Below are 11,452 nucleotides of genomic sequence, written 5' to 3'. Positions count from 1 at the left end.
GGGATTTAATCTTGGACGCCTACTACATAGTCAATAACCCCAACGATCCCATAGCAGTTAAAGCCACAGAAATCAGAAAGCAAGATTACCTATTCTGGAGAGAGGTCAATCCAGATCTAGAAGACGATTTCGATATCTCCTGCCACACACTTTCTACTCGAACGGGCTTAAGCGAGCGACGCACACGCGACATAACAATGGCCCTTTATCGACTCGCAGAGCTACCACTTACTAAGACACTCCAGGAAACTTATTACTTCCTGGATTTCTCTCGTCTTATTACTATCGACGCCGTGCTGAGCAAGCTTGGTGACATCCCGACCGAAATTCTCGAGCGGATAGACCAAGAGCTCGCCCGCTACCTGACCCCCACTAAGCCCGGGCAGGTACTGCCTTCGAATACGAATTTGCGGAGAAAACTTAATGGCCTCATCGCTGTAGAGGACCCAAACCCCAAAGAGGATACGAGGTCTGACACAGGGAACAACTCCTATTACACCTACCCCAGCTTCGGCGGAAAGGCCGGACTAGCAGTCGAATTCGATGAAGCCACCATGATAGCTATCGATGAACACGTCAGTAAGGCTGCCGAAGAACATAACCTCACCAAAGCTGAAGCCCTAGCCAAGCTGATTCTGGGCGAAATAGAGTCGCGGACGAAAGTGGTTCTTCACATGTACCGAGCCCACGACCAGGAGGCGGCTCCCGCATTTATCCGGGGATTCGGATGGGTAAGCCCAGAGACCGCCGACAGTCTGCGCCCCACCCAGACGCGAGACATGGATCGTGCCAAAGTAAAGGAGAGCGAAAGCTACGTCACTCCCCCGCTCATTGGCGCCTACGTAGAAGGCCGCGATGGCGTGTGCCGATTCCCGGGCTGCAATCGCCCCGCAGAAAATTGCCAAAAGGACCACCGAATTGACCATGCACAGGGAGGAAAAACGGCGGGGAGCAACTTGGCATCACTCTGCCAGCATCACCACAACATCAAAACCGATGGTGGCGCCTTCTACATCATGGATCCGCATACTGGAGACATAGTGTGGCTCTTTGACGATGGCCGCTGGGAATACGATGAGCCCCATGGACCGCTAGCGCCCAAGAACAAGAACTGGGCGCTAACGGTAGGCCGAGCTATCGCCGCCCGGCGAGCTGCGGCGAAAGAAAGGAATGATAGCTAGACGGAACGGGCTCGTGAAATAACCTCCGGAAGATGAGCCAAGACGTAGTCAACATCCTCGTCCGAAGTAAGCCTGCCGAGAGTAAAACGCAGGGAACCGATTCCTTCCGCCTCACTTACGCCCATTGCCTCGAGGACATGAGACATGCGATTTACGCCAGCGCTGCAAGCACTGCCGGTAGAGGCCTCGATCTGCAAGGAATCCAGCAGCATGATGAGGCTATCGCCATCAGCACCGGGAAATGATACGTGCAGGTGGGAAGGCAAGCACGGCTCGGCAGAGTTGACCACTACGTCGTCGATGGTGGCGAGAATTCCGTCGCGCAGCTTATTGCGGAGAGCAGCAATTCGCTCACCCTGGGAGGCGATTTCGGAGACGGATTCCTCCAACGCCGCAGCTAGACCGGAAGCGCCCGCGACGTCCACGGTGCCAGGGCGGATGCCCCGTTCTTGGCCACCGCCGTAGGCAATCGGCTTGGGCGCAGGACTGCGCTTGGCCAAAAGCAGACCGATGCCGCGGGGGCCGCCGAACTTGTGGGCGCTGGCGGCGAGGCTGGTGATCCCTAGATCAGAAAAATTGATGGGAACTTTGCCCACGGCCTGCACCGCATCCACGTGCACGGGTGTGCCTGTCGCATTCGCACGTGTGGCTATCTCTTCAATGGGCTGAATGGCGCCGGTCTCGTTGTTGGCCCACATGCAGGTAGCGACGTCGGCAAGCGTGTCTAGGGCCGACAGATCTGCAATGTGCCCGGAACGGTCGACGGGAAGGATATCGACAGCTGCTCCGGTTTTCTCCAGCTTAGAGACGGTATCGCGCACGGCCGGGTGCTCAATATCGGTAGAAATAATGCGGTTTGTTTGCCCAGCCGCGTAGAGACCCTGAATGGCGATATTGTCCGCCTCGGTGCCAGAAGAGGTAAAGATGACTTCGATGGGCTCGCAGCCGAGGAGGGAAGCCACCTTTTCACGGGCATCATCCAGCACGGACCGTGCTTTGCGGCCAGAACCATACTGCGCGCCGGAATTGAGGGAGCCGGCCGCCGCCACCCACGCGTCAATCGCGCTCTGGCGCATCGGCTGGGTAGCGGCATAGTCAAAGTAGTGCGGCATTACTGGCGCGCCTTCAGTTCCTCGGTCAGGGCTGGTGCGATTTCATGCAGGTCGCCCACGACGCCGAGATCAGCGATCTGGAAGAACGGCTCATCCTGGTCTTGGTTGACCACCACAATGGTGCCGGAAGTCTGCATGCCAGAGGTGTGCTGGATAGCGCCAGAGATACCCAAGCCGATGTAGAGGTCGGGCGAGACGGTAACACCGGTCTGGCCGATCTGATAGGCGGCGTCATAAAAGCCTTCATCGACGACGTCGCGGGTGGCGCCGACTGCGGCCCCGAGGGCGTCGGCAAGCGGCTCGACAACGGCGCCGAACTCGTCGCCCACGCCGCGGCCGCCGGCGACGACCGCCTTGGCTTCGGTAATTTCTGGTCGTGCGGACTTCTGTGCCGGGGTAAAGGAAGTTACCTTGACGTCTTTGCCCGTGGCGGCCGGCAACGGCATCGGCGCCGGCTGCGCCTCCACCTGCTGTGGTGCGGCCTCCACCGCACCCGGTCGAAGAGTGTAGATCGGGCATTGGCCAGCGGCGGTAGAAGTGGTCTCATAGGAACCACCAAAAATGGTCATCTGGGCGGAGCCATCGGCGGCGATGCCGCTGACATTGACCAGTGCGCCAGAGGCGAGGCGGGCGGCTAGGCGGCCGCCAATCTCGTTATTGGCCGGAGTTGCGGCCAGCACGATGGGCGCTGGGTTCGCAGCGCCAAGCGCATGCAGGGCATCAACCTCCGGGGTAAGGAAACGCTGTTCATAATCCTCGGCCGTTGCCTGAACCACCTGTGCGGCACCGAGGGCGGCAAGGTCGGCATCGAACTTATCGGCCTGCTTGCCGACGACCACTGCGGACACCGTACCCAATTCCCGCGCGGCCGTAATCAGCTCGCCGGTAACGGGAAGGAGGTTGTCCGCGTCGTGCTCAACTAGTACGTAAACGTGCGACATATCTACTCCTAAATCAAGTTCTTTGCGGACAGGAAGTCAGCGATCTTCTTCGCTGCATCTTGCGGGTTGGGCTCCGAAATAACTTCGCCGGCGGTGCGCGGCGGGCGCTTCTCAGCGGCCGACACGGAAGTTGTCGGCGCGATGGCCTCGATGCCCAGGTCAGCCAGGGTGAAGGTGGTGATTTCCGCCTTCTTAGCTGCCATAAGACCCTTGAAGTTGGGGAATCGTGGCTTGTCGCTCTTATCGTTCACCGTAACGATCGCTGGCAGCGGCGCCTCGAGTTCCCAGGTGCCGCGCGCATCATCGCGGGTTCCTTGCAGGGTGCCGTCAGCTAGCTCTACCTTGTGCAGGCCGGTAAGGGCCGGCAGCTGGCGGTATTCGGCGAGCAGACCGGCAAGCAGGCCGGTGGAGGCGTCGGAAGCTTCGGTGCCGGCGGTGATCAGCTGGACGTCGTCAAGCTGATTGAGCGCGGCGTTGAGGGTCCACGCGGTCGATAGCGCGTCCGCTCCGGCCAAGGAATCATCGGAGATGAGCACGGCATCGTCGGCGCCCATAGCCAAAGCCTTACGCAGTGCCTCGTCGGCCTGGGCCGGCCCCATCGTCAGTGCTACGACTTTGTAGCCCGCATCGGGGTTATTGTCGCGCAGTCGCAGGGCTTGTTCCACGGAGTACTCATTAACCTCATCAATGACGTTATCCACGGAGGTGCGATCCAGGGTGTGGTCATCGTTCAAAGACTTGGTAGACCACGTATCCGGCACGTGTTTGACCAGAGCCACGATAGTTGGCATTGGGCACTCACCTTTCCGATATATTTATGTTGCGTAATTATCCTCGGACGATGATACTCGGGGTTGACACAGCAAGGCGATTCCCTGTGAGCCAATTCGCGTAATGATGACCGCAAAAGGCCTCGTCCCCTTCAGCTTCATCTTCTTCCGCAGCTGGTCAGGGTCCACTTCTACCCCGCGTACAAGGATTTCTAAGCTTCCTGCGTCATAGGATTTAAGTACGGATTTTAATCTCTTTAGGGGTACTTTTTCTATGAATGGAAATCCCGAAGTCCCCTCCGGAATCCTCTCTCCTGTCAGGTATGCGATGCGCGGATCGATTTGATGCAGCCCTTCCCTGGCCGCGTAGTGCTGGACCAATCCCGCTCGAACGATGGCCCCATCCGGGTCGATGAGGTAACTGCCAATGTCTCCAGCATCGGGTAGGTTATCTGCGCGGTCGTCGAGGACATCCAGCTTGTTTCCTCGAATCATTACCGCTCTTCGACCGCTGCCAAGGCCTGGGGTATAAAGGCAGGCTTCTTTTACCCCGCCATCGACGCTCGCGACGGTGACGAGGCCGTCCCACTCGCTAAAATCAAGGCCAGGAGCGCACTTGATGGCCAGTTCCTTGTCGCGATGCTTATCGACGACCTCCGGGAGCGGTGGCACCAAATCCTCCGGCCGCGTGATTCGCCTGCCACCGGCGCGGCGGGCCGGGTCTGCAAGGAGAACATCGGCGGTGGTAGTAGTCGTCAGCGCATCCGCACGGAAAATCTTGGCGGAAGAAAGGTTATGCCTCGCCATTCTTACCCGTGATTCATCCAGGTCTGAGCCAATGTAGTCGAGCGGAGAATTATAGCCTTCGGTGCCGATGGAACAGGTGACGTCGTGGACGCTGCGCACCCCCTGCTCGGCGAGGAATTTCGTCCGATACGCCGCCACTTCGATGGGGGTTGCTTGCTGGGCAGAGTCTGCGTCCATAAGCCAATCGTGCGGGAGCTTTCCGGAACTGCGGGCGGTTACTAGCTCCATGACTGCGCGGCCATACTCACCAAACTTAGCTTTGAGGATTTCGGTGTCTTTGAGCCGAGAAGCCTTGGTTAAGGTGAGGTCGAGGTGTGCTATTTCCTCTTGATGTTCGGCAAGGAAATCGACTTCTGCGGGGGTATAACTCATATTCGGTCTAAAGGGGTGGTGGAAAAGAATTCGCGGTAACGGGGATCTTCGCGTGGATCCCCAATGACGGGGCGCAGGTCCGAAAAGGACGCGTCCTCTAGGACCTCTTGTACGGAGGAATACTTGCTCAGCCTTTGCATCTGTGCCCACGTGGGGATGACAAGGCGCACCAGCCCGGCGCGCCAGCCGTCCAGGATGAGCTGCGGGGAGAACCATCCAGCATCGTCTGCTTCATCGGTATCCCCATCGGGTTCTTGGCCGGAGGGCAACACCCCAACGAAGAAGAAGGTGTCGAACCAATGGCTTTTCCCCTTTCCTACCCAGCGCGCCCAAGGAAGGAGCATATCGGCGTCGACGCGCATTCCGTTATTGCTGAGGAATTCGGTAAAGGAAATGGTGTGGTTTTCTAGTAGTTTTCGCTCTTTGTGATAGCGCCGCGCATTGGAGACAATGCCGTCCTCGCGGATGGCGAAAAGGGTGCCGGCCTCTTCGAAAAGCTCGCGGGCAGCGGCGAAAACAAGGGCGTGGGCCTTGTACTTGGTCACCCCCATCCGGCGCGCCAAGGAGATGACAGACTTTCCGGCCCATAGCTCGCCCGAGTCCCAGGAACGCGGTGGAAAGTCGCGCGGATCTACGCCGCCGCCGGGAAAGACTGAATGCCCCGGGTAGTTGTGCATGGTGTGGACGCGCTCTTGTACCCACACTTCAAGACCGTCAGCGCCGTCCCGCAGGAGCAGGACGGTTGCCGCCAGGCGCCCACCGTGGAAGCCGGTGGTATCGCTGGCGTCAATGGCATCGAGACGGTCATGAAAAGGATTGGTCATAGAGAAGCTCGGCGGGCGAAGTATCGCTGTCCAATGCGGTCCACCTGAATGGGCTGGTGGAAGGCGCGAGTCAGGTTTTCGGAGGTGAGGACGGAATTAATCAGTCCTTTTGCCACAACTTTACCCTCATCCAACAGCATGGCGTGGGTGAAGCCATAGGGGATCTCCTCCACGTGGTGGGTGATCATGACAATCGCTGGGGCATCGGGATCCATAGCTAGATTGCCAAGGTATCCCACCAGGTCTTCGCGGCCTCCCAGGTCCATTCCGGCGGACGGCTCATCGAGAATGAGCAACTCCGGGTTAGACATGAGTGCGCGAGCGAGGACGACGCGCTTCTTTTCTCCCTCAGACAGGGTCCCCCAGGTGCGCTCTTTGAGGTGGGTGGCGCCAACTTGGGCCAAGATGTCATCCGCGCGGGAGAAATCCATGTCCTGGTATTCTTCGCGCCAGCGGCCTAGCACTGCGTAGCCAGCGGAGACAACTAGATCGTCCACGCGCTCAGTGTCCGGAATCCGCGATTGCACCGCCGCGGAGGAGATGCCGATAAGCGCGCGCAGATCGCGCATGTCGGTTTTGCCGATTTGCTCCCCCATCAAAAAGGCGGTGCCTTTCGAGGGGAACTCTTCGGCCGCGGCCATGCGCACCAGCGAGGTCTTGCCCGCGCCATTGGGGCCGATAATGACCCAGCGCTCATCGAGCTCTACTTGCCAGTCCACGGGTCCGACGAGGGTCTTGCCGCCGCGGCGCAGCTCGACGCCGCGAAAATCTACGAGCCAATCTTGATCAGTGGGAGTTACGTCGTTCACGCCTTCCATTGTGACTGATTTGTTCTTTGCCCGGTGAAATTGACACAGCTGCATTAGTCTTATGGGCATGACTTCTCGCCTTGGTATTGACGATGTCCGCCCACTTATCTCCGCCGGTTCTGTAGCCTCCAAAGCAGTTGTAGGCGAGGTAATTCCTGTCACCGCCCTCGTCTGGCGCGAGGGCCACGATGCGGTCTCGGCAACCCTGTCTGCGTGGGCGGCACGGACCACGGCTACCTCCTCGGTCACCATGCAGGTTGATCCCGATGACCAGGATCGCGTGCACGGCGTATTTACCCCGGGCACCCAAGGCACCTGGTACTTCCGCGTCGACGCCTGGTCCGATCCCATCGCCACGTGGAAGAACGCCGTAACCAAGAAGATGGCGGCCGGGCAATCCGCGGCCGAGCTGGCCAATGACCTGCAGCATGGCGCAGAGTTGTTTTCTCGCGCGGCGCTGCAAACCCCGTCGGATGTGGTGGAACCGCTCTTTGCGGCCGCTCGGGACTTGGAGGATGAGTCCTTGGACGTCGATAAGCGCGTGCAGGTAGCGCTCTCGGAGGAGGTAACAGGCATCCTGCACTCGCATCCCCTGCGCGACCTGCTGGTGGAGGGCGCAATCCACGAGGTATATGTGGAGCGCCCGGCCGCACTATATAGCTCGTGGTACGAGCTTTTTCCCCGCTCCACGGGAGGCTGGGATGAAGAGGGAAATCCAGTCCACGGCACGTTTGCCACCACTGCCAAGGCACTGGAGCGGGTGGCCGATATGGGCTTCGATACGGTGTACTTTCCGCCCATCCATCCCATCGGCAAGGTGCACCGAAAGGGAAAAAATAACTCCGTCGTTGCCGAGCCCGGCGATGTGGGAAGCCCCTGGGCCATCCAGGACCACTCCACCACCCATCCGGACCTGGGCACCATGGAGGATTTTAAGAAACTGGTCTCCCGCGCCCAGGAACTCGGCTTGGAGGTAGCACTCGATTTCGCGCTACAGGCGTCGCCCGACCATCCGTGGGCGAAGAGCCACCCAGAATTTTTCACCGTCCTTCCAGATGGCACCATTGCCTACGCCGAGAATCCGCCGAAGAAATATCAGGATATCTATCCACTTAACTTCGATAACGCTCCTGATGCCATCTACCACGAAATCTATGAAACCTTGATGATTTGGGTGGAAGCCGGAGTGAATACATTCCGCGTGGATAACCCGCACACCAAGCCGGCAAACTTTTGGGATTGGCTAATTACCCGCGTGCACGCCACCCATCCGGATGTCATCTTCTTGGCGGAGGCCTTTACCCGCGCGCCTCGCCTCTTCGGTCTAGCGAAGGCGGGCTTTTCCCAGTCCTATACCTACTTCACCTGGCAGACCTCTAAACATGAGCTCACCCAGTTTGGCCAGATGCACGTCGACCAGGCAGATATCTGCCGCCCCAACCTCTTTGTTAATACCCCGGATATCCTGCACGAGTCCCTGCAGACCGGTGGTCGTGCCATGTTCGCCATTCGCGCTGTCCTAGCCGCGACCATGTCGCCTCTATGGGGCGTGTACTCCGGCTTTGAACTCTACGAGCACACCCCGGTAGCCCCAGGTTCTGAGGAATATCTCGACTCTGAGAAGTACGAAATGCGCCCGCGCGATTTTGCGGCGGCGGCTGCGTCAGGAGATTCCCTTGAGTCCTATATCCGGCTGCTTAACCAGATCCGCCGCGATAATCCCGCTTTGCAGCAACTGCGCACCCTGCGGTTCCATGACACCGACAATGAAGCCATCATTGCCTATTCGAAGGCGGATCCAGCCTCCGGCAACGTAGTCCTCATTGTGGTCAACCTGGATCCGCGCAATGCACAAGAAGCCACCGTCACGGTAGATATGCAGGCTATCGGCCGCCACCCCGGCGAGTCCTATACCGTCCAAGACACGATTACCGGCTCTGCCTACCACTGGTCCGAGCGCAACTTTGTGCGCTTAGAGCCGCTTCGCGACGTCGCCCATGTCTTCGTCCTTCCCCCTGCCGACCACGACCTCCAGGAACAGCTCACCTGGCGCGTAGTTAGCGACTATCGCCCGTAAACATTCGCCCACCGGACCGCACTCGAACTAGGTACTCTGATTGTATGACTATCCCGGCCGCTGACCTCGCTCGCCTCAATGACTGCCGCCACCATGACCCGCACGGTTTCTACGGTTGGCACGAAGGTACTATCCGTACCCGCCAACCGGGTGCTACCGCGGTCCAGCTGCACACCCCCACGCAAACCCTCTCCATGGATTCGGTGGGCGATGACATCTGGGAGGCGGAAATTGGCGATAACTGCGATTACCGCCTAGAGATCACCTACCCCGAGGCCCCTACGCGCACCGTGGCAGACGGCTATCACTTCCTTCCCACGGTGGGCTCCCTGGATCTGCACCTAATTGGGGAAGGCCGCCACGAGCGCCTCTGGGATGTCCTCGGCGCCAACCTGCGTTCTTATGACACCGAAATGGGTACCGTGTCCGGCGTCTCCTTTGCCGTGTGGGCTCCTAATGCCCAGGGCGTTGCCGTAGTAGGCGATTTCTGTGGCTGGAATCCTACCCAGTACCCAATGCGTTCACTAGGCTCTACCGGTGTGTGGGAGGTCTTTGTTCCCGGTATCGGTGCTGGCGAGCACTATAAGTTTGCTATCTTTAGCCACGAGGGCCGCAAGGACAAGGCCGATCCCCTAGCCAAGCGCACCGCCTGCCCGCCGGAGACGGACTCGATCGTGGATTCCACCAGCTTCGCTTGGTCCGATTCTGCCTGGATGGACAAACGCACCGGCAACCTCGATGTCCCGATGAGCATCTATGAGGTCCACGTCGGCTCGTGGAAGGTCGGGGCGAATTATAACCGCCTTCGCGAGGAGCTCATCCCGTACCTCAAGGAACACGGTTTCACCCACGTCGAGCTCTTGCCCGTGGCCGAGCATCCCTTCGGCGGGTCTTGGGGATACCAAGTCTCTGGCTACTACTCGCCTTCTGCGCGTTGGGGCTCGCCGGATGAATTCCGTGAATTGGTCAACGCGCTGCACGAGAATGGCATCGGCGTCATCGTGGACTGGGTGCCGGCACACTTCCCCAAGGATGATTGGGCCTTGGGTCGCTTTGATGGCCAAGCTCTCTACGAGCACCCCGATCCCCGCCGCGGCGAGCAGGCCGATTGGGGCACCTATGTCTTTGACTTCGGCCGCAATGAGGTCCGCAATTTCCTCGTGGCCAACGCCCTCTACTGGGCCGAAGAATTCCACATCGACGGCCTGCGAGTAGACGCCGTGGCTTCCATGCTCTACCTAGACTATTCCCGCGATGAGTGGCTGCCCAACCAACATGGCGGCCGCGAGAACCTAGAGGCCGTGCAATTCCTGCAGGAAACCAACGCCACCCTCAACCGCACGCATCCAGGCGTACTCACCATTGCTGAAGAATCCACCTCCTGGCCGGGCGTTACCGCCCCCACCTCTGAAAACGGTCTAGGCTTTTCCCTGAAATGGAATATGGGCTGGATGAATGACACCTTGGAGTACTTCAAGCACGAACCCATCCACCGCTCTTATCACCATGGCGAGCTCACCTTCTCCATGGTCTATGCCTATTCTGAGCGCTACGTGTTGCCGTTTAGCCACGACGAAGTAGTCCATGGCAAAGGCTCGCTGTGGCAGCGCATGCCTGGCGACGACTGGAATAAGGCCGCCGGACTCCGCGCCCTCTATGGCTACATGTTCTCCCACCCCGGCAAGAACCTGCTCTTCATGGGCCAGGAATTTGGCCAGACTACCGAGTGGGCCGAGGGGAATTCCGTGGACTGGGGCAACCTCGACGGTTGGGGCAGCGAATGGCACCAAGGCATCAAGCGCCTCGTGCGGGATATTAACCTCGTCTACCGCGATACCCCAGCGCTGTGGAGCCAGGATTTCAACCAGGACGGCTTCCAATGGGTCAAGGCGGATGACTCGACCAATAACGTTCTGGGCTACGTCCGCTACGGCGCAGACGGCTCTGCCCTGCTCGCCGTGTGCAACCTTTCTGGTTCTTCCATCCCCAACTATGGCCTCTGGGTTCCACACGACGGCGAATGGCAGATGGTGCTCAACACTGACGACGCCGTCTATGAAGGCGCCGGGAACCCACTTCCCCAGCGCATCCGCGTGGAGAACAACTCCACGACCCTGCATCTGCCGGCCAATTCCGTGCAGTGGTATGTCTTGAAAGGCTAAAGAGCTACCGCTGCGCGCACACGAACTCCGCCACGCGGGCGTCGATATCATCGCGCAGCGCGTCCATGCGCTCTTCCCCTTCCAATCCGCGTAGCGATGGATCCTCGATGTCCCACCTCTGCGCTGGGCCATCATAATCCGCATCGCCTACCACCACCACGTGGTCAACAATTGCGGCAATCTGGGGATCCACGAGAGTGGGCGTACCCGACATCTCTACTCCCACCTTCGCCAGGGAAGCTTTCGCCTCTTTGTTGATTCCCTGCTTGACGTGCTCATCGGTAGTTTGCACGCCAGCAGAGTAAATATCCCAATCTGGTGCATGTTTGAGGGCGAGTGCTGCTGCCATTTGCGACTTGCCTCGGTTGGTATTGCAAAGAAAAAGCACTGAAGTCAT

Annotated in this window: 10 protein-coding genes; 3 read left to right on the top strand and 7 right to left on the bottom strand. The window is 59.1% G+C overall.

The genetic code is table 11. From position 1 onward, the window contains the following. Window positions 1-11: 11 nt before the first annotated feature. On the top strand, window positions 12-1,181 hold the full coding sequence (locus QP884_RS02095; protein WP_284820453.1) for an HNH endonuclease signature motif containing protein: 1,170 nt from the start codon (window positions 12-14) through the stop codon (window positions 1,179-1,181). On the opposite strand, the gene QP884_RS02090 is transcribed toward QP884_RS02095, so the two are convergent. The 6 genes from QP884_RS02090 to QP884_RS02065 are packed head-to-tail and all read right to left on the bottom strand — an operon-like array spanning window position 1,178 to window position 6,825. Next, a complete protein-coding gene (locus tag QP884_RS02090; RefSeq protein WP_284820452.1) occupies window positions 1,178-2,293 on the bottom strand; it encodes a cysteine desulfurase family protein in 1,116 nt (371 codons plus the stop codon). The genes QP884_RS02095 and QP884_RS02090 overlap by 4 nt on opposite strands. Beyond that, window positions 2,293-3,234 carry an electron transfer flavoprotein subunit alpha/FixB family protein gene (locus QP884_RS02085; RefSeq protein WP_284820451.1) on the bottom strand — a complete coding sequence of 314 codons (942 nt, stop codon included), beginning with the start codon at window positions 3,232-3,234 and terminating at the stop codon, window positions 2,293-2,295. The genes QP884_RS02090 and QP884_RS02085 overlap by 1 nt, the downstream gene beginning before the upstream one ends. 8 nt (window positions 3,235-3,242) lie before the next feature. Then, complete coding sequence (locus QP884_RS02080; RefSeq protein ID WP_284820450.1) at window positions 3,243-4,025, bottom strand: electron transfer flavoprotein subunit beta/FixA family protein; 783 nt, start codon at window positions 4,023-4,025, stop codon at window positions 3,243-3,245. Between the two features lie 24 nt (window positions 4,026-4,049). Next, entirely contained in the window at window positions 4,050-5,183 is a 1,134-nt protein-coding gene (locus tag QP884_RS02075; RefSeq protein ID WP_284820449.1) for a THUMP-like domain-containing protein, read from the bottom strand. Beyond that, a complete protein-coding gene (locus tag QP884_RS02070) occupies window positions 5,180-6,007 on the bottom strand; it encodes an NUDIX hydrolase (protein ID WP_284820448.1) in 828 nt (275 codons plus the stop codon). Before QP884_RS02070 ends, QP884_RS02075 begins: the two co-directional genes overlap by 4 nt. Then, window positions 6,004-6,825: an ABC transporter ATP-binding protein gene (locus tag QP884_RS02065; RefSeq protein WP_005327654.1), complete on the bottom strand. Its 822-nt coding sequence runs from the start codon at window positions 6,823-6,825 to the stop codon at window positions 6,004-6,006. Before QP884_RS02065 ends, QP884_RS02070 begins: the two co-directional genes overlap by 4 nt. Window positions 6,826-6,883: 58 nt before the next feature. Between QP884_RS02065 and QP884_RS02060 the strand changes: the two genes are divergently transcribed. Together QP884_RS02060 and glgB are read left to right on the top strand one after the other, a co-directional pair. Beyond that, window positions 6,884-8,893 carry a maltotransferase domain-containing protein gene (locus tag QP884_RS02060; protein WP_284820447.1) on the top strand — a complete coding sequence of 670 codons (2,010 nt, stop codon included), beginning with the start codon at window positions 6,884-6,886 and terminating at the stop codon, window positions 8,891-8,893. A 44-nt stretch (window positions 8,894-8,937) separates the two neighbouring features. Beyond that, a complete protein-coding gene (gene glgB, locus QP884_RS02055; protein ID WP_284820446.1) occupies window positions 8,938-11,055 on the top strand; it encodes a 1,4-alpha-glucan branching protein GlgB in 2,118 nt (705 codons plus the stop codon). Between the two features lie 4 nt (window positions 11,056-11,059). On the opposite strand, the gene QP884_RS02050 is transcribed toward glgB, so the two are convergent. After that, entirely contained in the window at window positions 11,060-11,452 is a 393-nt protein-coding gene (locus tag QP884_RS02050) for a low molecular weight phosphatase family protein (RefSeq protein ID WP_284820445.1), read from the bottom strand.

This window comes from Corynebacterium tuberculostearicum (assembly GCF_030229345.1).
Taxonomy (GTDB): domain Bacteria; phylum Actinomycetota; class Actinomycetes; order Mycobacteriales; family Mycobacteriaceae; genus Corynebacterium; species Corynebacterium tuberculostearicum_G.
Note: the sequence above shows the minus strand (reverse complement) of the source record. Positions and strands in the feature narration are given on the sequence as shown.